Here is a 26,110-nt window from a genome sequence, read left to right as displayed (position 1 = left end):
TCAGGTTGCCCGGCTTGCGGCTTGCCACAATACCTTCACGGTCTGCGTGAACAATGGCGACGCTTCAGGCGACTTGACCCGTCGCCGGCGTTGCACACGTGTGCAACGCATGATTGTTCCGCTCCATACGCCGATCGAGAGAGACCACATGACCCTGCTGAGCCGCCTGCGCGCGCTGTCCGCCGCCGTTGCGCTATCCGTTGCCGCCACGCACGCCTTCGCGGCGGATCTCGTCATCGCGGGCCGCGACGACATCTACGGCAAGGGGCTGGCCGACGCCGTCGCCGGCTTCAACAAGCTGCATCCGGGCGCCGAGATCGAGCTGCTCAAGCTGCCGAACGCGAACCTGTACCAGAAGCTCAAGCTGTCGATGCGCGAAGGCACCGGCGCGTACGACCTCGTGATGATGGACGACACGTGGGCGCCGGAATTCATCGGCAACGGCTGGCTGAAGCCGCTGCCCGCGGCGCTCGCGGACGCCGATCTCGTGCCGTCCGCCGTCGCGCTCGGCCGCAATGCGGCCGGTGCGCTGTACGCGCTGCCGATCGTCGGCAACGTCGAGATGTTCGCGTACCGCAAGGACCTGCTCGCGAAGTACAAGCTGCAACCGCCGCGCAACTGGGACGACGTGCTGAAGATCGCCCAGACCGTCGGCGGCGCGGACAAGAGCGTGTCGGGTGTCGTGTTCCGCGGCACGAAGGGCAACCCGGTCGTCACGGGCTTCCTGCCGATCCTGTGGGCGTACGGCGGCGACGTGTTCGACCACGCCGGCAACGTGACGATCGATTCGCGCGAAGCGCAGGCCGCGCTGAAGACGTTCCTCGCGCTGAAGGCGTTCGCGCCGAAGGACGTCGACGTGTACGGCGCGGCGGAAGTGCGCGACGCGCTGCAACGCGGCACGGCCGCGCAGTCGATCGAGGTGTGGCCGGCGTGGGTGCCGGCGCTCGACGACGCGAAGCAGTCGCGCGTGGTCGGGCAGATCGCGCTGCAGCCGCCGCCGGGGCAGACCGCGGGCCCGGCGCCGATGCTCGGCATCTGGCAGATGGGCATTCCGAAGGACGCGCCGCACGCGAAGCTCGCGCAGGATTTTCTCGCGTACCTCACCGCGCGCGACACGCAGACGCGCCTCGCCGGCATCGGCATTCCGCCGACCCGCCGCAGCGTGTTCAACGATCCGGCGCTGGTGCGCCAGTACCGCTGGTATCCGGATCAACTGAAGGCGCTCGAGGCCGGCCGCGCGCGGCCGCGTGTGAAGGACTGGCAGCAGGTCGAGAGCATTCTCGGCGATCAGTTGCAGCTCGCGCTGACGGGGCAGGCCGCGCCCGACGCCGCGCTGCGCCAGGCGCAGCAGAAGATCGCGCAGGCGACGGCCGCGGCTGGCAAGTGACGGCTCACGTCGATCCGCTGGCCGGAGCTCGCGCATGAAAGCGTTCGGCCGCAGCCTGCCGTTCGTCGCGCTGCTCGGGCCCGCGCTGCTGGTGCTCGCCGCGCTCGCGCTGTATCCGGTCGCGCAGGTGCTGATCGACTCGTTCTGCCGGGTCGACTACTCGGCCGGCCGCCGCGCGTTCGCGGGGCTCGCGAACTATCGCGCGGTGCTCGGCGACGACGCGTTCGCGGCCGGCTTCGGCAACACGTTGCGCTTCACGATCGTCGCGTCGCTCGCCGAAGTCGCGCTCGGCTTCGGTCTCGCGCTGTTGTTCGTGCGCGCGTTTCCGGGCCGGCGCATCGCATTGCCGCTCGCGATCCTGCCGATGATGCTGTCCACGCTCGTGTGCTCGGCGATCTGGCGCAACTGGCTGAACTTCGACGGCTTCCTCAATGCGCTGCTCGCGGCGTTCGGCATCGAAGGCGTGCGCTGGCTGTCCGATCCGCATCTCGCGCTGTGGTCGCTCGCGCTCGTCGACGTCTGGCAGTGGACGCCGATGGCGTTCCTGATCGTGCTGGCCGGGCTGCAGTCGATTCCGCAGGAACTGTACGAAGCCGCGCGCACCGACGGCGCGAGCGAGTGGCAGTGTCTGCGCGACATCACGCTGCCGCTCGCCGCGCCGCAGATCGGCCTCGCGCTGCTGCTGCGCTCGATCGACACGTTCAAGCTGTTCGACAAGGTCTATGCGCTGACGGGCGGCGGCCCCGGCAACGCGACGCAGACGCTGTCGACCTATATCTACGACACGGGCTTCCGCTTCTTCAACGTCGGGCCGGCGAGTGCCGCGTCGGTGCTGATGCTCGCGGCGTCCGCGCTGCTGGTCTCGGGGTACGTATGGCAGACGGTTCGCAAGCGGCGCGCATGACGACGCGATCGACGGGTATCCCGCGCGCCCGAACGGGCGCCGCATTCGGTCAAACGGTGCCGTGGGCGCTGCGCATCGTCGCGCTCGCACTGTTGCTGCTGCCGTGCCTGTGGATGGCCGGCGCGGCCTTCATGCCGACGCTCGAACGCCTCGATCATCCGTTGCGGATCTGGCCGGCCGCGCCGACCGTCGAGCATTTTGCGTCGGTGTGGTCGAACGGTATCGGCGCGCCGCTGTTCAATTCGCTGCTGGTCGGCTTCGGCACGACGCTGCTCGCACTGGCGCTCGCGTTTCCGGCCGCGTATGCGCTCGTGCGGCTGCGGTTTCCGGCGCGGCTCGACCTGCTGTTCCTGGTGCTCGTGCTGGCGTTGAAGCTGATGCCGCCGATCACGATCGCGGTGCCGCTGTTCGCGCTCGCGAAGCGGCTGCACCTGCTCGATTCGACGCTCGGCCTGATGCTCGCGTACCAGATCTATGCATTGCCGATGGCGATCTGGATGCTGCTCGCGTTCGTGCGCGACGTCCCGATCGAGTACGAAGAGGCGGCGTGCATCGACGGCGCGGGGCTCGCGCGGCGGCTCGTGCAGATCGTGCTGCCGCTGTGCGCGCCGGGGCTGATCGCGACCGCGATCTTCGTGTTCATCGCGGCCTGGAACGAATTCCTGATCGCGCTGCTGTTCGTGTCGACGCCGAGCCGCTTCACGCTGCCGCTCGCGATCGCCGGCTACGTGACGGAGAACGGGATCGACTGGGGCGACCTGATGAGCGCGGGGCTGATGGCGTCGCTGCCCACGCTCGCCGTGGCCGGTTACGTGCAGCGCTACCTGTTGCGCGGGTTCGCGGGCGGATTGAAGTGATGCGCGAGGTGACCGCGCCCGGTCCTGCGTCGTCACGCGCAGCTGTTTCGCACCACCTGCATGACCGGCACGACGCGCGTGCGCGACGGGCCGTCGAACGTCTGCAGCCGGTCCGCGAGCAGGTCGATCGCCGCGAGCGCGAGGCCGCGCGTGTCCTGCCGCAGCGTCGTCAGCCGATAGGCGTCGTACTCGGCGGCGGGGATGTCGTCGAAGCCGATCACGCGCAGGTCGTCCGGTACGCGCAAGCCGAATTCTCGGCGTGCGACGTCGATCACGCCGAGCGCGAGCAGGTCGGACGAGCAGAACACGCCGTCGGGCCGCTCGCCCGTCGCGAACAGTTGTCGCGCGGCGTCGATCCCGCCGGCGTGGGTGTCGGACGGCGTGTCGAGCACGCGGACGAGCGTCGCGTCGAACGCGTCGCGTTGCGCGAGCGCCTGTTCGAACGCCGCGGCGCGCGACCGCGCGCTGTAGCTCGTGCCGCGCGGCCCGACGAACGCGAGCCGGCGCGCGCCGGCCCGCACGAGCCGCTGCGCGGCGTGGACCGCGCCCGCCGCGTTGTCGCTGACGACCACGTCCGCGCCCGGCAGGTTCGCTTCGCGGTTGATCATCACGACCGGAATCCGGTGTTCGAGATACTGCTGCGCGACCGACAGCGGCGGCGACGCGGACGTCATCACGAGGCCCGCGATCCGATAGCTGAGCAGTTGTTCGAGCGATTGCCGGATCTGGCGCGGGTCTTCCGCATTGGTCACGAGCGGCGTGAGCGCGCGCTGCCCGAGCGCGGCCATCAGGTCCGACAGCAGCCGCGCGCGAAACGGGTTCTCGAATCCGGCCGTCACGACGCCGATCATGCTGCTGCGCTGCGTGATCATGTCGCGCGCGATCAGGTTGACCTGGTAGCCCAGCGCCCGCGCGGCGACCATCACGCGTTCGCGTGTTTGCGGCGCGATGCTTGCCGTCGGCGAGAACGCGCGCGACACTGCGGAGCGTGAGACGCCGGCCCGCGCCGCGACATCCGACGCCGTGACCCACGGTTTTCTTTCCTTGTCATTCATCGATTCATGATCCCTTCGAGCCACGATACGTGCGTGCCGCCTGCCGACTGGATGTCGGCGCTCGACGACGCGCGGCCGCTGCATACGCTGACCCTACCGGGCAGCCATGACACCTGTGCGTATACGGTCGACGATTTGCTCGTGCGCACGCAGCGCGCGCCGCTCGAGGCGCAGCTCGCGCATGGCGTGCGGCTGCTCGACATCCGCTGCCGGCACGTGCGCGATGCGTTCGACATCCATCACGGCGGCATCGCGCTCGGCATGACGTTCGACGACGTGCTGGCAACCTGTACGCGCTTTCTCGATGCGCATCCGCGCGAATGCATCGTGATGTCGGTGAAGGACGAATGGCCTGCGCATGCGTGCACGCGCGGTTTCGATGCGACGTTCGACGCGCATCGCGCGCGGCATCCGCGGCTGCGCTGGCATGCCGGCGGCACGCTGCCGACGCTCGGCGACGTGCGCGGCGCGGTCGTGCTGTTGCGGCGCTTTCGCAGCGGCCGGCCGCTCGGCATCGACCTGACCGCGTGGCCCGACAACGCGACGTTCACGATCGACCATCCGGACGGTGCGTTCGTGATCCAGGACGAGTATCGCGTGCCGGTGGCCGCATCGATCGCATGGAAGTGGCGTGCGATCGACGCGTTGCTGACGCATCTGCCGCTGCCGGACAGCGGCCGCTGGGCGCTCAATTTCTGCAGCGGAACGGGGATGGGCGCGAATCCGTCGGTGGTCGCACATGGAGATGGCCGCGTGCCGGGCATTCATGCGCGACTGGCGGTGCGCTTGCGCGAACAGCGCGGCCCGTACGGCGCGATGCTGCTCGATTTCTGCGATGACGACGACTGGGCGCTGGTGCGCGCGCTGATCGAATGCAACGCTCACACGCCGGAGCAGGGCGTCTGGCGCAAGGCGTTTCGCTGTTAGCGGGCGGCGGGTCGCTGGGGCTGCCGCGGCCGGCGAACCCCGTGGATCGGGCGTTCGAAACAAACGATACGTATGAGGTTTCGATTATAGTGACGGCCGTCCCGGACTGCCTGCCCGAATTGCCGTCATGCCTGCATCGATCCTGATTCGCCCCGCCACGCGGGAAGACGCGGCCGCGATGGCCGCCGTGGAAGTGGCCGCCGCGCAGCGGTTTCGCGAGGTCGGCATGGCCGACATCGCCGACGGCGAGCCGACCGATGCGGCTGCCGTGCTCATGCGGATCGACGACGGTCGCGCGTACGTCGCGGTCGATTCGCAAGGCACGTGCGTCGGGTTCGCGTTCTACCGGCTGCTCGATGCGCAGCGGCTGTATCTGGAGGAACTGGATGTCGCGCCGTCGCATGCGGGGCAGCGGATCGGCGCGCGCCTGATCGAGCGGATCATGGCGCGCGCCGCGCAAGACGGCATCGTCGAGGTCGTGCTGTCGACGTTCCGCGACGCGCCGTGGAACGCCCCTTATTACGCGCGCCTCGGTTTCCACATCATCGACGACGCATCTCTCGACGACGCGCTGCGCGCGATCCGCGCGCACCACGTCGCGCTCGGTCTCGACGAAACGCAGCGCGTGTTCATGCGTGCCGACGTGCGCGCCTGAACCCGCGCCGTCCTACCGTCAGGCCGCGTCGCTCAGCGCAGGGTAGTCGGTGTAGCCCGTTTCGCCTTCCGCGTAGAACGTCTCCGGCACCGGCTTGTTGAGCGGCGCGCCGATTTCGAGGCGGCGCGGCAGGTCCGGGTTCGCGATGAACAGCTTGCCCCAGGCGATCGCGTCGGCGCTGCCGTTCGCGAGCGCGGCCTGCGCGGTGTCGAGCGTGAACTGCTCGTTCGCGATCAGCGGGCCGCCGAATGCTTCCTTCAGGCGCGGGCTCAACTGGTCGCCCGAATACGATTCGCGCGTGAAGATGAACGCGATCTTGCGGCGACCGAGTTCGCGCGCGACGTAACCGAACGTGGCCGCCGGATCGGAATCGCCCATCGTATGCGCGTCGCCGCGCGGTGCGAGATGCACGCCGACCCGGCCGGCGCCCCACACGTCGATCGCCGCGTCGACCACTTCGAGCAGCAGGCGCGCGCGATTCTCGACCGGGCCGCCGTACGCATCGGTGCGGCGATTGGTGCTGTCCTGCAGGAACTGATCGAGCAGGTAGCCGTTCGCGCCGTGAATTTCCACGCCGTCGAAGCCCGCTGCCTTCGCATTCTCGGCGCCCTTGCGGTACGCGGCGACGATGCCCGGAATTTCGTCGAGTTCGAGAGCGCGCGGCGTCACGAACGGGCGCGGCGGACGCACGAGGCTCACGTGGCCGCCCGCGGCGATTGCGCTCGGCGCGACCGGCAGGTCGCCGTTCAGGAACATCGGATCGGAGATCCGGCCGACGTGCCAGAGTTGCAGCACGATGCGCCCGCCGGCCGCATGCACGGCCTGCGTGATCTGCTTCCAGCCTTCGACCTGTTCGTCGGACCAGATGCCCGGCGTGTCGGCATAGCCGACGCCTTGCGGCGTGACCGACGTCGCTTCGGTAATGATCAGGCCGGCCGATGCGCGCTCGGCGTAGTAGCGCGCCATCAGCGCGTTCGGCACACGCGTCGCGCCCGCACGGGAGCGGGTGAGCGGCGCCATCACGATGCGGTTCGGCAGGGTCAGGTCGCCGAGGGTAACGGGATCGAACAGCGTGGGCATGACAGATAACCTCTTCACGAAAGGCGGGAAGCCGTCGCGTCGTGTGCGATGGCGCCCCGCATGGCCGGTTCGGCCGTTGGCTAGAGTTCGCGGCGCAGGGCGTCGTGAAATGCGTCGATGACGGCCTCGTTGCGCTGGAAGAACGCCCATTGGCCGATCCGCGTCGACGTCACGAGCCCCGCGCGCTGCAACGTCGCGAGGTGCGCGGAGACGGTCGACTGCGACAGCCCGCAGCGCGCGTCGATCTGGCCCGCGCAGACGCCGTGTTCGTACGGCAGCGTCTGCTGCGGGAAATGCTCGCCGGGCGTTTTCAGCCAGACGAGGATCTCCCGGCGCACGGGGTTCGAGAGCGCTTTCAGGATCGCGTCGATGTCGAGTTCGGTCGGCATGGAAAGGCTGGGTGTTTCGGTCAGGCAGACGGGTATCGTCGATGGGCGAATCATATATCGTGTTTTGACGATATGTTTGTAAGCACTACCGGCAATGGGGTTGATAGCGTGCGACGATCTTGGGGGCGGATCAACGCCGGGCGACGCGCCTTCAACGCGGCCGCCCGGTTTCAGGTCATCTCGTCGGCGATCTCATCTCGCCGCGCGCGTAACATATGTGGCATCGCGCTTTGCTTACGGAGTTCTTTCATGTCGGTTCGGGCCGTCATATTCGATTTCGACCTGACGCTGGCGGATTCGTCCGCCGCGATCATCGAATGCACCCGGTACGCGCTGGATCAACTCGACGCCGCCGGCCCGACACCCGCGCAGATCGGCGCCGTGATCGGACTGCCGCTGCCGGACATGTTCCGTTCGTTGACGGGCGAGACCGTGGCGGCGCGGGCCGATGCGTTCGCGCGGCACTTCGTCGCGCGCGCCGACGAGATCATGGTGCCCGGCACCCGCATCTATCCCGAAGTGCCGCCGCTGCTCGCGGCGTTGCGCGAGCAAGGGCTTGCCGTCGCGATCGTGTCGTCGAAGTTTCGCTACCGGATCGACGCGATTCTCGAACGCAACGGCTTGCAATCGATGGTCGACGTGTTGATCGGCGGGGAGGACGTGCAACGCCACAAGCCGGACCCGGAAGGGCTCGTGCAGGCACTGGCGCGGCTCGGTTTGCCCGCCGCCGCCGCGATCTACGTCGGCGACCATGCAGTGGACGCGCAGGCGGCCGAGCGGGCCGGCGTGCCGTTCGTCGGCGCGGTGAGCGGGATGACGTCGTTCGACGCGTGGGCGCGCGCCGGCAAGCAGGCGGTAGCGACGCATATCGGCGAACTGCTCGGCATCGTGCAGCAGCTGCAGCGTCGAGCGGGCGAAGCGTGCGCCGACGCCGAACCGGGTGCGCAGCCGGCCGGCTGACCCGTTTTCGGCAACGGGCCGGCAGCGCGCGACGGATTCTGCGACCATCGCTGTTCAAGTCATATTCGCCACCCGAGCCGCCGCCATGTCCGCCATTTCCGTCGCCTTTGCCCGCCTCCGACGCTTGCGTGCGTTGCCGCTCGCCCGAGCCCTGTCGTTCGCCGTTCCGCTCGCGGTCGCCGCCGTCGGCATGCCGGGCGGCGCGCAGGCCGAAGCCGCCACGCCCACGCAGCGCGAACGTCTCGAAGCGCCGGTCAAGGCCGTCGCCGATCAGCGCTTGGCCGTCGACACGCCGCAGGGCCGCGCGGAGCTGCCCGTCTACGCGGACCATCCGCTCGACCAGGCCGCACCCGACGTCACGCGCGTGTTCATCGTGATTCACGGCACGCTCCGTAACGCCGACGCTTATTACGCATCGGGGCGCAAGGTCGTCGAAAAGGCCGGGGCGGCCGGCGCGGGCACGATGGTGGTCGCACCGCAGTTCCTGACCCGTGCCGACGCGCGCGCCTTTTCGTTGTCCGCATCGACGCTCGCGTGGACGCAGGAAGGATGGAAAGGCGGCGAACCGGCGCGCGAGCCGGGCCCGGTCAGCTCGTTCGCGGCGCTCGACGCGTTGCTCGCGCATTTCGCCGATCGCGGCCTGTACCCGTCGTTGTCGACGGTCGTCGTGATCGGTCATTCCGCCGGTGCACAGTTGCTGCAGCGTTATGCGGTGGCCGGGCGCGAAGGCGACGCACTGGCGCGTGCCGGCATTGCCGTGCGTTACGTGGTCGCGAATCCGTCGAGCTACCTGTATTTCGACGATGAACGGCCGAATGCCGACGCGCTTGCCGGCGGCGCCTGTCCGCGCGCGACCGAATGGAAGTACGGGTTGAGATCGGCGCCGCCTTATGTCGCGTCGCAGGACGTGCGCGATCTCGAAACGCGCTACGTCGCACGCCATGTCGTGTACCTGCTCGGGCAGGCGGACACGAATCCAACCACGCATTTCATCGACCGCTCGTGCGCGGCGATGGCGCAGGGGCCATACCGGCTGGCGCGCGGGCTCGCGTATTTCGATTACCTGAAGAAGCGGCATCCGGACGATCTCGCGCAGCAGGTGGTCGAAGTGCCGGGTGTCGGGCACGACGGCGTCGGCATGTTCACGTCCGCTTGCGGGCTGGCCGTGTTGTTCGGGCATGCGCTGCCTCGATCGTGTCCGGTCGTCGCCGGCACCGCGCCGGCGCTGCGCGCGGCGGGGCAGTGAGCCTGCATGCGACGCGCGTGAGCGACGGAAACAGATCGATCAGAAAAATGCACGAATCCGCACGTTAAATTCATTTCCCGGTTCGGCGCTCGCGGTTCAGGATGACGGTGTTCACAGGAGCGCCCCATGGACATCACGATCCTCGACGATCATTTCGACACGCTGTGTGCACTGCCGAGCTTTCGCAAGCCGGATGCGCAGCCGATCCACGTAGTCCACCCGAAGGCGTCCGAGCGCGAAGCGGCGTCGCTCGAGCCGTTGATCGATGACCTGCTCGAATGGATCGGGCCCGCCGCGCGGCCGTACGATGAGGTGATCGATGCGTGGCGCACGTCGTGCCCGCGCCTGCCGGTGTGGGAGGAAGCCTGCGCGCGCGGCTACGTGGTCCGGCGTCATACACCTGGCGGCGTGGCGGAAGTGGCGGTGACCCCGGCCGGCCGCGCGCGCCTGCGGGCCCGGCGGGCGTGACCGACGCGCAGGTGTCACGCGTCCGGGTACGGCGTGCCGTCCTTGTGCAGAAACCGGCCGTCGCGGCTCGGGCTCATCATGTCGATGTCCGGGCACGTGATCACGTCGTCCGGCGAGCGCGAGCCGACCTCGAGATAGACGGCGACCGCATCCGACCGGTTGATCAGATGATGGCCGTTACCCGAATTTTTCGGAAACGCCGCGCAGTCGCCCGCGCGCAGCACGGTTTCACCACCGTCCTCGATCATCACGAGCTCGCCTGCGAGCACGTAGACGAATTCGTCCTCGTCGGAATGCCAGTGGCGCTGCGACGACCAGCCGCCTGGCGGCACGCGCATCAGGTTGACGCCGAAATCGCGCAGGCCGCCGGCGTCGCCGAGACGCTGGCGGATGCGCTGCGCGCACGGCGCATCGAACGGCCGCGGATAGCCGCTGCCGCGGCGTTCGGGCACGGTACCGAGATCGATCCTTGGCATGGACGGCTCCGTCTGCCTCGCGGGCGAAGGGGACGACAGTCATTGTAGGCGGCCGCCCGTCGTTCGCCCGCGGTGCGTGGCAGGCCGCGTCATTCGACGGTGATCGTTTCCTTCATGTACGGATGAATACCGCAGAACACCTTGTAGACGCCCGGCTTGTCGAAGCGGAACGAATACGTCTCGTCCTGGTCGAGCGCCTTCGAATGAAAGATGCCGGCGTCGTTGACGACGGTATGCGGCTCCGCGTCGAGGTTCTTCCACGTGATGGTCGTGCCGGCCTTGATCGTGGTCGACATCGGCGAAAACATGAAATTGCGGATCGTCACGAGCGGGCCGTTCGGGCCCTGCGCGAACGCGGCGGGCGGCGTGCCGGCAGCGGCGCCGCACAGGATCAGCACGGCGACGATTCGGTGGCGTTGGAAGCGGATCATGTCGTTCTCCTTATATCGGTCACGCGAGCGTCGCATCGTGCAGCGACGACGCGACCGGATGGCCGGCAAACTCGACGGTCGTCACGCCGAGCATCGACGGCAGCCGGTCGTGCGGCACCGTGAGTGGCACGGGGCCCGGGCCGTTGCCGGCCGTCGGCTGCGGGAACGCGGTCGAGCGGGCGGTGTGGAACGTCACGTTGCCCTCGACCTTCGACACGATCTGATGGATGTGCCCGTTCAGGACGGTGACCGAGCCGAAGCGGCGCAGCAATGCCATCGTCTGCGGCGCGTCGCCGGTGCCCCAGCCCCACGGTTCGTAGATGGTCCACATCGGCATGTGCGAGAACACGACGATCGGCGTGCTCGACGAGCGGCCTTTCAGGTCTTGCGCGAGCCACGCGAGCTGCTCGTCGCCGAAGCTGCCAAGCCCGTTCGGCTTGAAGTGCATCACGTTGACGAGGCCGATGAAGTGCACGCCCGCGTGGTCGAAGCTGTAATAGCCGCGGTTGTCCGACGCCTTGCCGAACCGGCCGAAATATTCGGCGCCCGATCCGTCGGTGACGTCGTGTTCGCCGGGCACCGTATGCAGTTCCGTCACGCGCAGCGCGGACAGCAACTGCGACGCGTGATCGAATTCCTCGGGCTTGGACAGGTGCGTGATGTCGCCGGTGTGGATCGTCAGCGCCGGCAGCGCGGGCATCCCGTTGACGAGGTCGATCGTCTGCTTCAGCGTGGCCGACACGTCCGGATTCGCGTCCTTGTTGAAGCCGATGTGCGTATCGCTGATCTGCACGAACAGCGGCCGGCCCGCGTCGGCCGGGCGCGCATCGCCGGCTTGCGCGAGCGCGAGGTCGAACGGCGTGAGGATGCCGCCCGACAACGTGAACAGCGTACCGAGGCCGCCGAAGGCCATGCATTGCAGGGCCTTGCGGCGCGACGGGCGGGTGGGGGTCGATGAAGACATGTGAGCCTCGTATTCGTGTGACGAAACCGGACGGCCGGATCGTCCTGGAATAAGCCGGCGCATTCGCATGCGATACCGGCGAAGCGGCGGATTTATTCCCGCCCGTTACGAGGTTGAACACTCGCATTGACAGCCGACGGGGCGATGCACGATTCCGCCCGGATGAGCCGTCAATGTCCTGTAAGTGACACGTCACATTTGCGTCACGGCCGCCCGATAGCCTCCCACTCCGAACCCCTCTCCGGAGCCCTTCATGCCGAACCTCGCGGCAACGGAAACGGGCGGTGCGGTCGCTCACCGCACACGCGCCCTCGGCCTCGCGCCGCTTTTTCTGATCGTTGCCTGCGGCATCGTCGGTGTCGGCATTCATCCCGGTGCCGGTCTTCGTTTCGTCAAGGGCGGTGCGGTGCGGCCGTTCGCGCTGCCGGCCACCTCATACCGGGCACTGCACGGGCTGTTCTGATTCGCACCGCGAGTGCGACGCCCGGCTGCGCGACAGGCGGCCGACCCCATCGATTTTCAATTCCACACAAGACGCTACCGATGGATATCCGTTTCTTCGATCCGAATCGCACTGCCAACGCGTCGGCGTGGCGCGTGCTGCCCAACCGCTGGGATGCGGTCGCGTTTCCGCTGATCATTTGCGTGCTGGCGATGGCGATCGTCGGTTTTCACGAGACGATGGCGCCGATCGGCGTACTGCAGACGCAGAAGATCTCGCTCGATCCGTCGAACCTGCCCGAATACGCGCTGCGCACCACGCTGCGGATGCTCGCCGCGATGATCGCGTCGCTCGTGTTCACGCTCGTCTATGGCACGCTCGCGGCCAAGAGCCGCCGCGCGGGCATGGTGCTGATCCCGATCCTCGACATCCTGCAGTCGGTGCCGGTGCTCGGCTACATCTCGTTTACCGTCACGTTCTTCCTCGCGCTGTTTCCGGGCCGCGTGCTCGGCGCCGAACTGGCCGCGATCTTCGCGATCTTCACGAGCCAGGCGTGGAACATGACGTTCAGCTTCTACCAGTCGCTGCGCACGGTGCCGCGCGACCTGAGCGAAGTGTCGCGCGGCTTTCACCTGACGCCGTGGCAGCGCTTCTGGAAGCTCGAGGTGCCGTTCTCGATGCCCGGCCTGATCTGGAACATGATGATGTCGATGTCGGGCGGCTGGTTCTTCGTCGTCGCATCCGAGGCGATCACCGTCGGCAACCAGACGATCACGCTGCCGGGCATCGGTGCGTATCTCGCGCAGGCGATCGCGGACAAGAATCTCGGCGCGGTCGGCTGGGTGATCGTCGCGATGTCGGTCGTGATCCTCGCGTACGACCAGTTCCTGTTCCGTCCGCTCGTCGCGTGGGCCGACAAGTTCCGGATGGAGAACACCGCGTCGGGCGATGCGCCGCAATCGTGGCTGCTCGACATGATGCGTCGCACGCACCTGATCCATCAGTTGCTCGTGCCGGCCGGCTGGCTGCTGTCGCAGGCCGCGCGGATTCCGCTGCGCGTGCCGTCGCTGGCGGGTACGCGCGTGCGCGGCGCATCGTCGCGCCGTTCGTCGCGCATCGGCGACATCGTGTGGGGCGCGTTCGTGATCGCGCTGACGCTGTACCTCGTGTGGCGCGTCGTCAGTTTCGTCGCGACCGGCGTGACGATGGGCGAGGTGGGCCACGTGCTCGTGCTCGGGCTGATCACGCTGCTGCGCGTGCTGGTGCTGATCGCGATCGCGTCGGTGATCTGGGTGCCGCTCGGCGTGCTGATCGGGCTGCGCCCGAAGCTCGCCGAGAAGATCCAGCCGCTCGCGCAATTCCTCGCCGCGTTTCCGGCGAACCTGCTGTTCCCGGTGTTCGTGATCGTCATCGTCCACTTCCACCTGAACGCGGACATCTGGCTGTCGCCGCTGATCGTGCTCGGCACGCAGTGGTACATCCTGTTCAACGTGATTGCGGGCGCGATGTCCTATCCGAACGACTACAAGGAAGCGACGAAGAATTTCCGCATCCGAGGCTGGCAGTGGTGGCGCCAGGCGATGCTGCCCGGCATCTTCCCGTACTACGTGACCGGCGCGATCACCGCGTCGGGCGGCGCTTGGAACGCGAGCATCGTGTCCGAGTTCGTGCAATGGGGCGATACGAAGGTCGTCGCGCACGGCCTGGGCTCGTATATCGCGCAAACGACCGCCGCCGGCGATTTCCCGAAGATCATCCTCGGCATCGCCGTGATGTCCCTGTTCGTTACCTTGTTCAACCGCCTGCTGTGGCGTCCGATGTACGCCTATGCGGAATCCCGGCTCCGTCTCGATTGAGAGTAAGCGCGATGCAAAATTCGACCGTTATCAACGCCCCCGTCAAGACGTCTCAGCCGCTGCAGCCGCCGCGGCTCGGTGAAGAAATCCTGCGTGTCGAGCACGTGAACCGCGGCTTCAACAAGACGCAGGGCGAACTGCTCGTGCTCGACGACGCGAACCTGTCGCTGCGCGAAGGCGAGATCGTCGGCCTGCTCGGCCGCTCGGGCTCGGGCAAATCGACGCTGTTGCGCATCATCGCCGGCCTGATCGAGCCGACCGGCGGCGAAGTGACCTACCTCGGCAAGCCGCTGCGCGGCCCGGCCGAAGGCGTCGCGATGGTGTTCCAGACCTTCGCGCTGTTCCCGTGGCTGACCGTGTTGCAGAACGTGGAAGCCGGGCTGGAGGCGCTCGGCGTCGGCGCGCGCGAGCGGCGCGAACGTGCGCTCGCCGCGATCGACCTGATCGGTCTCGACGGTTTCGAGAACGCGTATCCGCGCGAGCTGTCGGGCGGGATGCGCCAGCGCGTCGGTTTTGCGCGCGCGCTCGTCGTCGACCCGACCATTCTGCTGATGGACGAGCCGTTTTCCGCGCTCGACGTGCTGACGGCTGAAACGCTGCGTACCGATTTGCTGGACCTGTGGACGCAAGGACGCATGCCGATCAAGTCGGTGCTGATCGTCACGCACAACATCGAGGAAGCGGTGTTCATGTGCGACCGGATTCTCGTGCTGTCGTCGAATCCGGGGCGCGTGATCGCCGAGATCAAGGTGCCGTTCAAGCATCCGCGTAACCGGCTCGATGCCGATTTCCGCAAGCTCGTCGACGACATCTACGCGAAGATGACCGCGCGCCAGACCGGCGAGGCGACGAAGAAGGGGCTCGAGCTGGGTAGCTGGATGCCGCGCGTGTCGACCAACCTGATGGCCGGCCTGATCGAGACGCTCGCGATGGCGCCGTACCATGGCCGCGCCGACATGCCGGAAATCGCACGCTCGCTGCATCTGGAGGTCGATGAACTGTTCCCGATCGCGGAAGTGCTGCAGCACCTCGGCTTCGCGGACGTGCGCGAAGGCGACGTGTTCCTGACGCCGCCCGCCCGCGTGTTCGCGGAATTCGGCACGCAGGAGCGCAAGCTGATGTTCGCGGATCACCTGTTGAAGCACGTGCCGCTTGCTGCCCGGATCAGGAAGGTGCTGAACGAGCGTCCGGGTCATCGCGCGCCGCGCGTGCGCTTCGAGCAGGAGCTGGAGGATTTTCTGTCCGACGAGGCGGCGGAGGAAACGCTCGATGCGGTGATCGACTGGGGGCGGTATGGGGAGGTCTTTTCGTATAACGACAAGACGGAAGTGTTCAGTCTGGAGGATGTCGAGAGCTGATCCCTGCCGGCGGAGGGTGACGCGTCGTCACTCCGGCAAATCCCGCCGGCTCACATCCCACTCGATCCCGCCCGCATTGAGCTGCTCGATCTTCTCCATCCGCTGCCGCGCCAGTTCCGGCAGCCGGTTCGTCACACCGATCACCAGCGCTTCGGCGAGCGCCAGCGCCGGCACGTTGGTCTGCAGCATCGCGAAAGGGCGGCCCTGGATGCGCAGCACGATCTCCGCGAACTCGCCGATCGGCGAGCGCCATTCGTCGGTGATCAGCAGGATTCGCGCGCCGAGTTGGTGCGCGGCCTGCGCGAAGCGGATGCTGTCCTTCTGGTAACGGCGAAAATCGAAGATCACGAGTACGTCGTTGCGCCCCATGTCGGCCAGCGCGACGGACGCGAGATTCACGTTCGGCTCGACGTACTGCACGTGCGGCCGCGCATAGGCCAGCGTGAACGAGAACAGCGACGCAAGCGGCGCCGTATAGCGCCCGCCGCCGCAGAAGACGCGCACGTCCGGATCGGCCAGCACCGCCACGGCTGCGTCGAACGCGGCCGCGTCGAGCCCGTCGATCGTCGTCGCGAGCGATTCGGACAGCCGCTGGAAAATCGCCGCGTGACTGTCGCGCATGCCCGTTTCCGAGTGGAACGCATCCATCCGCGCGAGCGGCGAATTCATCGCGGTGTCGATCTCGTCGTGCAGCGCCTGCTGGAACGACGAGTAGTTCGGAAAACCGATCCGGACGACGAAGCGGAACACGGTCGGGTCGCTGACTTCCGCCTGCTTCGCAACCTGCGCGATGGGGCCCAGCCCCAGACTGGGATAGCGATCCAGCAACGCCTGCGCGACCTTCTGTTCCGACGGCGTGAAGCTATCCATTTGGGATAACAGCAACGCCCTGATGCTCGTCCCCATCGGCACTCCGGCTCTCTATCTGAATTGAATGACCCAATGAAACGGCAGACGGGCGTCTGCCGGCAACTGCACGCATGTTAGCCGATCGAGGGGCGGCAGGCCGCGTGCGGTTTCAAATTAGAGGGACGCATCACCTGCCCAGACGATATGTTCATATATGTAATAAATCAAACATACTTCACCCGATGTATCTCGGATGTTTCGCTTTAAATTCAGTGGTTACCCTAGGTTTTGGTACAAAAAAGCGAATGATATGATCGCGGCCTCATTGAAATGTATTGTTTATTACATGTCGAATCGGCAGCGTCGACCAACCAATTGCGCGGTCGACGCATCCCGGCATGGCCCGGTTTATTCGTCTGGAGGATTCCGTCATGAGGCGGCTCGTAGTACTCACCCTGTTGTCGGCGATGAGCGTGTGCGCGTTCGCCGCGTCGGACCCGGCGGTCGAAGCGAAGAACGGCATGGTCGTGTCGTCGCAGCACTTCGCGTCGCAGATCGGCGTCGACATCCTGAAGGCAGGCGGCAATGCGGTGGACGCGGCAGTGGCCGTCGGCTATGCGCAGGCCGTGACCAACTCGTGCTGCGGCAACATCGGCGGCGGCGGCTTCATGACGATCCACCTGGCCGACGGTCGCGACCGCTTCATCAATTTCCGCGAGACCGCGCCGGCCGCGGCGTCCGCGAACATGTATCTCGATGCGGCGGGCAACGTGATTCCGGACCAGAGCCTGTACGGCTACCGTGCGGTCGGCGTGCCGGGCACGGTGGCCGGCCTCGATCTCGCGCAGCGCAAATACGGGAAGCTGACGCGCCGGCAGGTGATGGCGCCGGCGATCCGGCTCGCGCGCGACGGCTTCGTGCTGACGCGCGGCGATACCGATATCCTCGACACGACGGTCGAGCGCTTCAGGAAGGATCCGGAAGCCGCGCGCATCTTCCTGCGCCCGGACGGCACGGCGCTGCAGCCGGGCGATCGCCTGGTGCAGAAGGATCTGGCGCGCACGCTCGAGCGCATCGCGGAGCAGGGGCCCGACGCGTTCTATCACGGCGAGATCCCGAAGATCGTGGAAGCGGCGGCCAAGCGCGGCGGCGGCGTGATCACGGCGGCCGATTTCGCGTCCTATCGCGCGCAGGACATGGCGCCGCTGACATGCACGTATCGCGGCTACGAGTTCGTGTCGGCGCCGCCGCCGAGCTCGGGCGGCGTGACGATGTGCGAGACGCTGAACATCCTCGAAGGATATGACCTGCGCAAGCTCGGCTACCACTCGGCCGCGGCGGTGCACTACATGACCGAGGCGATGCGCCATGCGTACGAAGATCGCAACACGCTGCTCGGCGATCCGGACTTCATCGACAACCCGATCGCGAAGCTGACGAGCAAGGAGTACGCGGCGCAGATCCGCAAGAGCATCCATGCCGATACGGCGACGCCGTCGGTCGACGTGCAGCCCGGTGTCGGCGTGCACGAGAAGCCGGAAACGACGCATTACTCGATCGTCGACCACGACGGCAATGCGGTGTCGACGACCTACACGGTCAACGGCCGCTTCGGCGCCGTGGTCATCGCGCCGGGCACGGGCTTCTTCCTGAACGACGAGATGGACGACTTCACCGTGAAGGTCGGCGCGCAGAACCTGTTCGGCCTCGTGCAGGGCACGCGCAACTCGATCGCGCCGGGCAAGCGTCCGCTGTCGTCGATGGCGCCGACCATCGTGAAGAAGGACGGCAAGGTGTTCATGGTGGTCGGTTCGCCCGGCGGCTCGCGCATCATCACGATCACGCTGCAGACCGTGCTGAACGTGATCGACTACGGGATGACGCCGCAGGACGCGGTCGCCGCGCCGCGCATCCATCACCAGTGGCTGCCCGACGCGGTCTATTACGAAACCTACGGTCTGTCGCCGGACACGCTCGCGATCCTGCGCAACATGGGCTACAAGATGGTCGAGCAGACGCCGTGGGGCGCCGCCGAGCTGATCATGGTCGGCCTGCCGGGCACCGAAGCGGCGAGCCGCCAGAGTTCCGGGAACGATTCGTCGGTGTCCGGCAACGTGCGCGTCGGCTTCATCTACGGCTACAACGACCCGCGCCGTCCGGCCGGCTCGGCGATCGGCTACTGACGCGATCGTTTCAAGTTGAATCGCTGCCGCCGGCGTTCGCGTTGCCGCGAATGCCGGTGCGGCGGCAAGCGTGTCCGTCAGCGGGCATCCGGCAGCCGCAGCGGCGCGCCCGGTGCGCACCGAGGCACGGCGCGCGCAGCTTTCTTCCGTCAACTCCATCGCCATGCGGCGAATCCCGTCATGAACAAACGAATGTCTGCAGCAGGGTGGATCCTGCTCGCGATGGCAGCCGGCATCCTGGTCGGCTACCTGATCTACACGCAGCTTCCCGACAAGCAATCGGCCGCGGAAATCGCCGGCTACATCTCGCTCGTGTCCGACGTGTTCCTGCGGCTGATCAAGATGGTGATCGGCCCGCTGGTGTTCTCGACGCTCGTCGTCGGCATCGCGCACATGGGCGATGCGTCGTCGGTCGGGCGCGTGTTCGTGAAGGCGCTCGGCTGGTTCGTCACCGCGTCGCTGATCTCGTTGCTGCTGGGGCTGCTGATGGCGAACCTGCTGCGGCCCGGCGAGAACCTCGGGCTGCCGCTGCCGGACATCGGCGCGTCCGCGCATCTCGCGACGTCCAAGTTCACGCTGAAGGATTTCGTCGGCCACATGGTGCCGAAGTCGATCGCCGAGGCGATGGCGAACAACGAGATCCTGCAGATCGTCGTGTTCTCGATGTTCTTCGGCGTCGCGCTCGCCGCACTCGGCGAGCGCGGCAAGATCCTGGTCGCCGCGATCGACCAGCTCGCGCACGTGATGCTGAAGATCACCGGCTACGTGATGAAGCTCGCGCCGCTCGCGGTGATGGCCGCGATGGCGTCGACCGTCGCGATCAACGGGTTGTCGATCCTGCTGAAGTTCGCGGTGTTCATGGGCGACTTCTACGCGAGCCTCGTGCTGCTGTGGGCCACGCTCGTCGCGGCCGGGCTGCTGTTCCTCGGTCGCCGCGTGTTCAAGCTGCTCGTGCTGATCAAGGAAGCGTTCATGCTGTCGTTCGCGACCGCGAGCTCGGAAGCCGCGTATCCGAAGATCCTCGACGCGCTCGACCGGTTCGGCGTGCGCCGCAAGATCTCGAGCTTCGTGATGCCGATGGGCTATTCGTTCAACCTCGACGGCTCGATGATGTACTGCACGTTCGCGACGCTGTTCATCGCGCAGGCGTACGACATTCACCTGTCGCTCGGCACGCAGGTCACGATGCTGCTGATCCTGATGCTGACGTCGAAGGGGATGGCCGGCGTGCCGCGCGCGTCGCTCGTCGTGATCGCGGCGACGCTGCACCAGTTCAACATCCCGGAAGCCGGGCTGCTGCTGATTCTCGGTGTCGACACGTTCCTCGACATGGGCCGCTCGGCCACCAATGCGGTGGGCAACTCGATCGCCAGCGCGGTGGTCGCGAAGTGGGAAGGCGAGCTGATGTCGGAGTCCGAAGCGCACGCGCATGCCGCGCATCTCGATGCCGAACTCGAACGGCAGAACGGCGACCCGGCCTATGGCGCCGGTCAGGCCACGTCGACCTGACGGTCAGGCCGCGAGCGCTTCGTCGATGCACGCCGCGAGCACCATCGCGGCGGCGTTGCCCGGCGTCGAGCCGAGCAGTTGCGGCGCATAGACGCTGTCGCCGATCTCGATCGCGCGCCCCGACAGCGCGCACACGCCGCGCTTGCGCGTCGTGAACAGGCGCCACTTCTGGTAGCCGTAATGCCCGGTGCATGCATCGCACCACGAAATCATCACGGTGTCGGGCGTGGGCCGTTCGAGCACGCTGATGGTCGGCTTGCTCGTCGCGTCCCACGACGGCAGCCGGTCACGCGTGACGCTGCGCCGTCGCGGCCCGCTCCACGAAACGGACGGCATGTCGAAGCTGCCGATTGCGGCGACGGTCATGAGCCAGGGCGCTACACGATTGTTCATGTCTCTGTTCCTCGAAACGTTGCGCGGTGCCGCGACACGCGGCATCACGACAGGCGGATGCGCGGCTGCACCCAGCCGTTGATCCGTTCGGCGATCCACAGCAGGGTCGCCTTGGAGAAACCGTGCAGCGCCTGCTGGTGCCGCCGGTAGAGCATCAGGTGGCTGAACTGCGCGAAGCGGCCCTGGATGAAGCCGCCGCGGAAGAATCCGAACTGCCCGAGCGTGCCGAGCGCGTCGTAGTCGCTGATCGACACCAGCGCGCCGAAATCGTGGAACGCGAACGGCGGAATCGGCGTGCCGTCGAGCCACGCGGGCAGATGCTTCGCGAGATGCTCGGCCTGCTGCGTCGCGACCTGCGCGGTCGGCGGCAGCGGCCGTTCGTGGCCGTCGGGCAGCAGGCTGCCGCAATCGCCGATCGCGAACACGCGCTCGTCGCCGGTCGCCTGCAGCGTGGGGCCGACGACGATCTGGTTTGCGCGGTTCGTGTCGAGTCCGCCCAGCGCCTGCATGAAATCGGGCGCCTTCACGCCGGCCGCCCACACCATCAGGTCCGCTTCGGCGAACGAACCGTCGCCGTAGTGGAAACCGTTCGCGTCGGCCGACGTGACGCGCGTCGACGTGAGTACGCGAAAACCGATCTGTTCGAGCCGCCGCTGGGCCGACGCGGAAATCCTCGGCGGAAACGCGTTGAGGATGCGCGGGCCGCTTTCGAGCAGCGTGAGTTGCAGTCGCTCGCGCACCGTGTCGTCGCCATAGGCCTGCGCGACTTCCAGCAAGCGGCTCAACTCCGCCGCGAGTTCCACGCCCGTCGCCCCCGCGCCGACGATCGCGACGCGAAACGGCTCGTCGCGCGCGATGCTGCGGAACACGCGCATCCGCAACGCTTCGTTGAAGGTCTCGGCCTGCTGCTGGCTGTCGATGAAGTAGCAGTGCTCGCGCACGCCGGGCACGCCGAAATCGTTGGCCTGGCTGCCGAGCGCGAGGATCAGCACGTCGTATTCGAGTTCGCGTGCGTCGATCACGACGCCGCCGTCCTGCGAGCGGATCTCGCCGAGCTGCACGCGGCGGCGTGCGCGATCGAGCCCCTTCAGTTCGCCGGGCTGGTACGTGTAGCCGTGGTCGCGGGCATGGGCGAGGAAGATCACCTGCTGCTGCTGGACGTCGCGCGTGCCGGCCGCGATCGTGTGCAGCATCGGCTTCCAGATGTGCGTCGGACTGCGATCGACGACCGTGATCTGCGCCCGCCCGGAGCGGCCGAGACGCTCGCCCAGGCGGGTCGCGAGCTGCAGCCCGGCGATCCCGCCGCCGACGATGACGATGCGTGTAGGGGTTGTCATGGATAAATCATCACGTGATGAATAAGGTATGATCCTAGCGCTTCCCGGCTCCGCGTGTCAACGGAGCGGGGCAGGCCGCCCGCTTCCGGTACGTGAAACCGGGGACCGAGCACGGGCATTCGAATCGTTCAAGGAGCAGGAAAAACGTGGCAGAAGTCACTGAGCGCGCACCGTCGAAGCGGCGTACGCGCGGACGGCCGCTGGCGGATGCGTCCGTCGGCCCGGACGTGATATTGCGGGCCGCGCGCCGCACGTTCGCGAAGCGCGGCTACGACGCGACGAGCGTGCGCGAAGTCGCGCGCGAGCTGGGCATCGATGCGGCGTTGATCGCCCATCACTTCGGTACGAAGGAAACGTTGTGGCTGGCCGTCGTCGAGCAGATCGTCGAACTGGCTGAACCGATGTTCGACGCGCTGCGTGCGTTGCGCACGTCGCCGCTGCCGCATCGCGACCGCGTGCGGCGCGCGCTCGAGCTGTGCGTCGATCACGAATTCGCGGAGCCGGATATCGGCATGTTCTTCTCGACCGCGGCGACGGAGGAAGGCGGGCGGCTCGATCGACTGCAGGAGCGGATCGTGCGCCCGTATCACGATGCGATGTTTCCGCTGCTGGCGGATGCGGTCGAGGCCGGCACGATCCGGCCGGTCGATCCGAACGTGCTGTTCTTCATGATCGCGAGCGCGATCGGCACGACGGTGTCGTACAGCCACATGATGCTGGAGTTCACGTCGTTGCCGACGCGGCCGGAGGCGTTCCGGCAGGCCGTGCTCGGCGTCGCGTTCAACCTCATCGGCGACTGAGCGCCGCGCGCGACGCGCGCGGTCACGTCGCGGCGACCAGCCCGAGTTCGCGCACCGCGTTGCGCGCGCTCTCGCGCAGCGCGTCGACGAGCGGCGACGGCGTGCGGTACGCGAGCGCCAGTTCGTATGCGAGCGGGCTGCCCGCATCCTTCAGTTCGCAGAACGTAATGCCTTGCGGCTGCATCGGCACGAACAGGCGCGGCATCAGCGCGACGCCGATGCCGCCCGCGACGAGCCCGGCCGTCGTCTGCATCTGGCGCGGCTGCTGGACCACGCGCGGCGCGAAGCCCGCCTGCGCGCACGCCGTCACGATCAGCGCATGCATGCCGGGCCCGTGGTGCGCGGCGAACATGACCCACGGTTCGTCCGCCAGCTCGGCCAGCGCGACGCGGCGGCGGCGCGCGAGCCGGTGGCCGTCGGGCAGCGCGGCGACCATCCGGTCGCGCAGCAGCGGCTCGACGTGCACGTCGCCGGCATCGGCCACCGGCAGCACGACGAGGCCGGCGTCGGTGCGGTCCTGACGCAGCGCGAGCACCTGCTCGGCGGTCGTGCCTTCCTCGAGCTGGAAATCGACGTTCGGATGCCGTTCCTGGAATGCCCGCAGGATCAGCGGCAACAGCGCGTTGACGGTGCTGTCGACGAAGCGCAGCCGTAGCGTGCCGCCGAGGCCGGCGCCCGCGCGGCGCGCCACGGCCACCGCGCGCTCGGCCTGTTCGAGCGTGCGCCGCGCTTCGAGCAGGAAAGCTTCGCCGGCCGGCGTGAGCCGCGAGCCGCGGTTGTCGCGTTCGAGCAACGCGACGCCCACTTCGTCCTCGAGCTTGCGGATCGCCGCGCTGAGCGGCGGCTGGGCCATGTGCAGCCGCTCGGCCGCGCGCCGGAAACTGAGCGTTTCGGCGACCGCGATGAATTGCCGGAATTGGCGCAGATCGATCATGCGATACCTTCCATGTATCAGTAGATCATCGAATTCGTATTTTACCTATCACCCTGCGTTACCGAGAATGGGGTTGTCATTCACCATCGAGATTCGGGAGGGCAGGTCATGACGGGCAATGAACAGCAGCGAACGGCGATCGTCACGGGCGGGTCGAGCGGGATCGGCTTCGCGATCGCGCACCGGCTGGTGCAGGACGGGTATCGCGTCGCGATCGTCGGGCGCGACGGGGCGCGGCTGGCGGCGGCCGTCGCGCGTCTCGGCGGCGCGGCGATCGGGCAGGCCGGCGACCTCGGCGTGCGGCGCGAAGCGGAAGCGGCGGTCGCTGCGATCGTCGCGCGCTGGCCGCGCATCGACGTACTGGTCAACAACGCGGGGCTGACCGGGCGCGTCGGCGCGGATACCGAAGCGGCCGAGGCCGAGTCCGTCTGGGACGCGGTGCTCGACGCGAACCTGAAAAGCCTGTTCCTGACGACGATGGCCGTGCTGCCGCACCTGGCCGAGCACGCGGCGCGCATCGTCAACATCGGCTCGATCGCGGCGCGCGCCGGCAGCCTGTTGCCGGGCGGCCTTGCGTATGCGGCCGCGAAGGCCGGCGTCGAAGGCTTCACCGTCGCGCTGGCACGCGAACTCGGGCCGCGCGGCGCGACGGTCAATACGGTCGCGCCCGGCTATATCGCGGATACGCGTTTCTTCGGCGACGGCGGGGTCGCGCCGGCCATCGCGGCGACGATCCGCGAGCAGACGCCGGTCGGCCGCGCGGGGCAGCCGGACGACATCGCGGACGCGGTCGCGTGGCTCGCCGGGCCGCGCGCGTCGTTCGTCACGGGCGCGACGATCGCGGTGAACGGCGGCTGGCGCGTCGGGTGATGCAGCGCGTGCCCGGCCGGCGCGTCATTCGCAATCGGTCGGCGGCTTGTCGCCGAGCCAGCGCCGCGCGCCGGGCCCGTTGCGGCCCGCGCGGTCTTCCGGGTTGGTCAGCTTGCAGCGTTTCAGCGACAGGCAGCCGCAGCCGATGCATTCGTCGAGGTTGATGTAGAGTCGCTGCAGCTCCTCGATCCGGCTCGCGACGCGCTGCTTCCAGCCGCGCGACAGCCGCTGCCAGTCCTTGTTGCTCGGCGCGGTGTCCTCGGGCAGGCTGACGAGCTGCTCGGCGATTTCGTCGAGCGAATAGCCGATCTTCTGCGCGAACACGATGAACGCGATCAGCCGCAGCACCGCGCGCGAATAGTGGCGATGGCTCGAGCCGTTGCGGTGCGACTTGATCAACCCGCGCGTCTCGTAGAAACGCAGCGTCGACGCCGGCACGCCGCTGCGCGCGGCCACTTCGCGGATCGACATCAGCGGCCATTGCGGGGTTTCCTGGATACCCATGACGCCCTCCGGGAAAGCTTGACTTGAAGTTAACTTCAACTTTTATGCTACGCGGCAGTTTAACCCGTCGCGAGGCATCATGCTCTCCTTTTCCCTACGCAGGACGTCGCCTTTGGGCGCGGCTTGCGCCCTGTTGCTGGCGTTGTCGGGCTGTCACGACGGCAAAGGCACATCGTCGGCTCATCCCCTTCCCGAAGTCGGCGTCGCCACCGTTGCGCCACGCACCATCCGCCTCGCGGACGAATTCAACGGGCGCGTCGAAGCGGTCGACGCGGTCGAACTGCGGCCGCGCGTCAGCGGCTATCTGCAGCGCGTCGCGTACAAGGAGGGCGATGTGGTCGCGCAGGGCGCGCTGCTGTTCGAGATCGATCCGCGGCCGTACCGGATCGCGCTCGATCGTGCGAATGCGCAGCAGCAGCGCGCGCGTGCGGCCGCGAGCCTCGCGAACGTGCAGCTCAAGCGCGTGCAGACGCTGATCGATGCGCATGCGACGTCGCAGGAAGAACTCGACAACGCGCGCGCCGCCGCCGAGCAGGCGCGCGCCGATCTGCAGGCGGCCGATGCGGCCGTGGCCGACGCGAAGCTCAATCTCGGCTTCACCGAAGTGCGCGCGCCGATCGCGGGCCGTGTCGGCCGCGCGGTCGCGACCGTCGGCAACCTCGCACGCGCGGACGACACGCTGCTGACGACCGTCGTGTCGCAGGACCCCGTCTACGTGTATTTCGATTGCGACGAGCAGAGCTACCTGCGCTACAACACGCGGCGCGCCGATCCGAAGCATCGCGCGATCGGCGCCGATCCGGTGCGCGTCGGCCTCGCGAACGAAACGGGCTTTCCGCATGCGGGCACCGTCGATTTCCTCGACAACCGGCTCGATCCGCAAACCGGCACGATCCGCGCCCGCGTGCGGCTGCCGAATGCGGACCATACGTTTACGCCGGGCCTGTATGCGCGCGTGCAGCTCGTCAGCGGCCGCGACCAGGATGCATTGCTGGTCGACGACAAGGCCGTGCTGACCGACCAGGACCGCAAGTACGTCTACGTGATCGGCCCCGGCGACAAGGCGTTGCGCCGCGACGTGACGATCGGCCGCGAGCTCGACGGCGAGCGGATCGTCGAGAAGGGGCTGCAGTCGGGCGACCGCGTGGTGGTCGACGGCGTGCAGCGCATCTACTATCCGGGCGCGCAGGTCAAGCCGAAGGCGCTGCCCGCGCGCGCCGACGCGGGCAGCGCCACGCAGGCGCTCGCCGATGCCGGCGCGCCTGCCGCGCACTGA

27 protein-coding genes are annotated in these 26,110 nt (G+C 67.6%); 16 read left to right on the top strand and 11 right to left on the bottom strand.

The window, feature by feature from the left end; genetic code table 11:
* The first annotated feature begins 148 nt into the window (after positions 1-148).
* The 3 genes from MMB92_RS08980 to MMB92_RS08970 are packed head-to-tail and all read left to right on the top strand — an operon-like array spanning position 149 to position 3,148.
* On the top strand, positions 149-1,387 hold the full coding sequence (locus MMB92_RS08980) for an ABC transporter substrate-binding protein (RefSeq protein WP_080322506.1): 1,239 nt from the start codon (positions 149-151) through the stop codon (positions 1,385-1,387).
* 34 nt (positions 1,388-1,421) lie between these two features.
* On the top strand, positions 1,422-2,291 hold the full coding sequence (locus MMB92_RS08975; protein WP_006480925.1) for a sugar ABC transporter permease: 870 nt from the start codon (positions 1,422-1,424) through the stop codon (positions 2,289-2,291).
* A complete protein-coding gene (locus MMB92_RS08970; RefSeq protein ID WP_048988648.1) occupies positions 2,288-3,148 on the top strand; it encodes a carbohydrate ABC transporter permease in 861 nt (286 codons plus the stop codon). Before MMB92_RS08975 ends, MMB92_RS08970 begins: the two co-directional genes overlap by 4 nt.
* A gap of 32 nt (positions 3,149-3,180) precedes the next feature.
* Here the strand turns inward: MMB92_RS08970 and MMB92_RS08965 are convergent, their stop codons facing one another.
* The gene (locus tag MMB92_RS08965; RefSeq protein WP_043205521.1) at positions 3,181-4,203 is read right to left on the bottom strand and encodes a LacI family DNA-binding transcriptional regulator; all 1,023 of its coding nucleotides are present in this window, start codon (positions 4,201-4,203) and stop codon (positions 3,181-3,183) included.
* A 6-nt stretch (positions 4,204-4,209) separates the two neighbouring features.
* Here MMB92_RS08965 and MMB92_RS08960 point away from each other — a divergent pair, with 6 nt between their 5' ends.
* Positions 4,210-5,130 (top strand): phosphatidylinositol-specific phospholipase C, encoded by a 921-nt coding sequence (locus tag MMB92_RS08960; RefSeq protein WP_153188207.1) that lies wholly within the window; start codon positions 4,210-4,212, stop codon positions 5,128-5,130.
* A gap of 127 nt (positions 5,131-5,257) precedes the next feature.
* Entirely contained in the window at positions 5,258-5,785 is a 528-nt protein-coding gene (locus MMB92_RS08955; protein ID WP_006484423.1) for a GNAT family N-acetyltransferase, read from the top strand.
* An 18-nt stretch (positions 5,786-5,803) separates the two neighbouring features.
* On the opposite strand, the gene MMB92_RS08950 is transcribed toward MMB92_RS08955, so the two are convergent.
* Both MMB92_RS08950 and MMB92_RS08945 read right to left on the bottom strand, forming a co-directional pair.
* Positions 5,804-6,865 (bottom strand): alkene reductase, encoded by a 1,062-nt coding sequence (locus tag MMB92_RS08950; protein ID WP_124633007.1) that lies wholly within the window; start codon positions 6,863-6,865, stop codon positions 5,804-5,806.
* Positions 6,866-6,945: 80 nt separating this feature from the next.
* Positions 6,946-7,254, bottom strand: a complete 309-nt coding sequence (locus MMB92_RS08945; RefSeq protein WP_006496873.1) for a helix-turn-helix transcriptional regulator — start codon at positions 7,252-7,254, stop codon at positions 6,946-6,948.
* Between the two features lie 249 nt (positions 7,255-7,503).
* On the opposite strand from MMB92_RS08945, the gene MMB92_RS08940 reads away from it, so the two are divergent.
* The 3 genes from MMB92_RS08940 to MMB92_RS08930 all read left to right on the top strand — a co-directional run bounded on the left by MMB92_RS08940 (position 7,504) and on the right by MMB92_RS08930 (position 9,928).
* Entirely contained in the window at positions 7,504-8,214 is a 711-nt protein-coding gene (locus tag MMB92_RS08940) for an HAD-IA family hydrolase (protein WP_006484434.1), read from the top strand.
* Positions 8,215-8,299: 85 nt separating this feature from the next.
* Complete coding sequence (locus MMB92_RS08935; protein WP_277562667.1) at positions 8,300-9,460, top strand: alpha/beta hydrolase; 1,161 nt, start codon at positions 8,300-8,302, stop codon at positions 9,458-9,460.
* Positions 9,461-9,586: 126 nt separating this feature from the next.
* Positions 9,587-9,928, top strand: coding sequence for a 3-phosphoglycerate dehydrogenase (locus MMB92_RS08930; protein WP_077175858.1), 342 nt, complete (start codon positions 9,587-9,589; stop codon positions 9,926-9,928).
* A 14-nt stretch (positions 9,929-9,942) separates the two neighbouring features.
* Here the strand turns inward: MMB92_RS08930 and MMB92_RS08925 are convergent, their stop codons facing one another.
* The 3 genes from MMB92_RS08925 to MMB92_RS08915 form a co-directional block, all read right to left on the bottom strand.
* Positions 9,943-10,404 carry a cupin domain-containing protein gene (locus MMB92_RS08925; protein WP_048988653.1) on the bottom strand — a complete coding sequence of 154 codons (462 nt, stop codon included), beginning with the start codon at positions 10,402-10,404 and terminating at the stop codon, positions 9,943-9,945.
* Between the two features lie 89 nt (positions 10,405-10,493).
* Positions 10,494-10,835 (bottom strand): cupredoxin family copper-binding protein, encoded by a 342-nt coding sequence (locus tag MMB92_RS08920; protein ID WP_034202153.1) that lies wholly within the window; start codon positions 10,833-10,835, stop codon positions 10,494-10,496.
* A 19-nt stretch (positions 10,836-10,854) separates the two neighbouring features.
* Complete coding sequence (locus tag MMB92_RS08915; RefSeq protein ID WP_058903272.1) at positions 10,855-11,799, bottom strand: metallophosphoesterase; 945 nt, start codon at positions 11,797-11,799, stop codon at positions 10,855-10,857.
* 253 nt (positions 11,800-12,052) lie between these two features.
* On the opposite strand from MMB92_RS08915, the gene MMB92_RS08910 reads away from it, so the two are divergent.
* The 3 genes from MMB92_RS08910 to MMB92_RS08900 all read left to right on the top strand — a co-directional run bounded on the left by MMB92_RS08910 (position 12,053) and on the right by MMB92_RS08900 (position 15,455).
* Complete coding sequence (locus tag MMB92_RS08910) at positions 12,053-12,262, top strand: hypothetical protein (protein ID WP_060266163.1); 210 nt, start codon at positions 12,053-12,055, stop codon at positions 12,260-12,262.
* Positions 12,263-12,342: 80 nt separating this feature from the next.
* Positions 12,343-14,097, top strand: coding sequence for an ABC transporter permease subunit (locus MMB92_RS08905; RefSeq protein ID WP_277562666.1), 1,755 nt, complete (start codon positions 12,343-12,345; stop codon positions 14,095-14,097).
* Between the two features lie 11 nt (positions 14,098-14,108).
* Positions 14,109-15,455, top strand: a complete 1,347-nt coding sequence (locus MMB92_RS08900) for a nitrate/sulfonate/bicarbonate ABC transporter ATP-binding protein (RefSeq protein WP_006496879.1) — start codon at positions 14,109-14,111, stop codon at positions 15,453-15,455.
* 27 nt (positions 15,456-15,482) lie between these two features.
* On the opposite strand, the gene MMB92_RS08895 is transcribed toward MMB92_RS08900, so the two are convergent.
* Positions 15,483-16,361 carry a MurR/RpiR family transcriptional regulator gene (locus tag MMB92_RS08895; RefSeq protein WP_006484428.1) on the bottom strand — a complete coding sequence of 293 codons (879 nt, stop codon included), beginning with the start codon at positions 16,359-16,361 and terminating at the stop codon, positions 15,483-15,485.
* Between the two features lie 374 nt (positions 16,362-16,735).
* Here MMB92_RS08895 and ggt point away from each other — a divergent pair, with 374 nt between their 5' ends.
* Both ggt and MMB92_RS08885 read left to right on the top strand, forming a co-directional pair.
* Positions 16,736-18,487, top strand: coding sequence for a gamma-glutamyltransferase (gene ggt, locus MMB92_RS08890; protein ID WP_006496886.1), 1,752 nt, complete (start codon positions 16,736-16,738; stop codon positions 18,485-18,487).
* Between the two features lie 180 nt (positions 18,488-18,667).
* Positions 18,668-19,996, top strand: a complete 1,329-nt coding sequence (locus MMB92_RS08885; RefSeq protein ID WP_060268154.1) for a dicarboxylate/amino acid:cation symporter — start codon at positions 18,668-18,670, stop codon at positions 19,994-19,996.
* A gap of 3 nt (positions 19,997-19,999) precedes the next feature.
* Here MMB92_RS08885 and MMB92_RS08880 read toward each other — a convergent pair whose 3' ends face one another.
* Both MMB92_RS08880 and MMB92_RS08875 read right to left on the bottom strand, forming a co-directional pair.
* Positions 20,000-20,389 carry a DUF3331 domain-containing protein gene (locus MMB92_RS08880; RefSeq protein ID WP_034202159.1) on the bottom strand — a complete coding sequence of 130 codons (390 nt, stop codon included), beginning with the start codon at positions 20,387-20,389 and terminating at the stop codon, positions 20,000-20,002.
* A 44-nt stretch (positions 20,390-20,433) separates the two neighbouring features.
* Positions 20,434-21,726 carry an NAD(P)/FAD-dependent oxidoreductase gene (locus MMB92_RS08875; RefSeq protein WP_277562665.1) on the bottom strand — a complete coding sequence of 431 codons (1,293 nt, stop codon included), beginning with the start codon at positions 21,724-21,726 and terminating at the stop codon, positions 20,434-20,436.
* 146 nt (positions 21,727-21,872) lie between these two features.
* On the opposite strand from MMB92_RS08875, the gene MMB92_RS08870 reads away from it, so the two are divergent.
* Positions 21,873-22,526 carry a TetR/AcrR family transcriptional regulator gene (locus tag MMB92_RS08870; protein ID WP_006496890.1) on the top strand — a complete coding sequence of 218 codons (654 nt, stop codon included), beginning with the start codon at positions 21,873-21,875 and terminating at the stop codon, positions 22,524-22,526.
* Between the two features lie 22 nt (positions 22,527-22,548).
* On the opposite strand, the gene MMB92_RS08865 is transcribed toward MMB92_RS08870, so the two are convergent.
* Positions 22,549-23,460, bottom strand: coding sequence for a LysR family transcriptional regulator (locus MMB92_RS08865; RefSeq protein ID WP_077189334.1), 912 nt, complete (start codon positions 23,458-23,460; stop codon positions 22,549-22,551).
* 108 nt (positions 23,461-23,568) lie between these two features.
* Here MMB92_RS08865 and MMB92_RS08860 point away from each other — a divergent pair, with 108 nt between their 5' ends.
* A complete protein-coding gene (locus tag MMB92_RS08860; protein WP_048987956.1) occupies positions 23,569-24,330 on the top strand; it encodes an SDR family oxidoreductase in 762 nt (253 codons plus the stop codon).
* 24 nt (positions 24,331-24,354) lie between these two features.
* Here MMB92_RS08860 and soxR read toward each other — a convergent pair whose 3' ends face one another.
* Positions 24,355-24,834, bottom strand: coding sequence for a redox-sensitive transcriptional activator SoxR (gene soxR, locus MMB92_RS08855; RefSeq protein ID WP_006485131.1), 480 nt, complete (start codon positions 24,832-24,834; stop codon positions 24,355-24,357).
* A 79-nt stretch (positions 24,835-24,913) separates the two neighbouring features.
* On the opposite strand from soxR, the gene MMB92_RS08850 reads away from it, so the two are divergent.
* Positions 24,914-26,110 (top strand): efflux RND transporter periplasmic adaptor subunit, encoded by a 1,197-nt coding sequence (locus tag MMB92_RS08850; RefSeq protein ID WP_277562664.1) that lies wholly within the window; start codon positions 24,914-24,916, stop codon positions 26,108-26,110.

The organism is Burkholderia sp. IO2, from assembly GCF_029522185.1.
In the GTDB taxonomy this organism is placed as follows: Bacteria; Pseudomonadota; Gammaproteobacteria; order Burkholderiales; family Burkholderiaceae; genus Burkholderia; species Burkholderia cenocepacia.
This window is presented reverse-complemented; position numbering and strand designations above follow the sequence as displayed.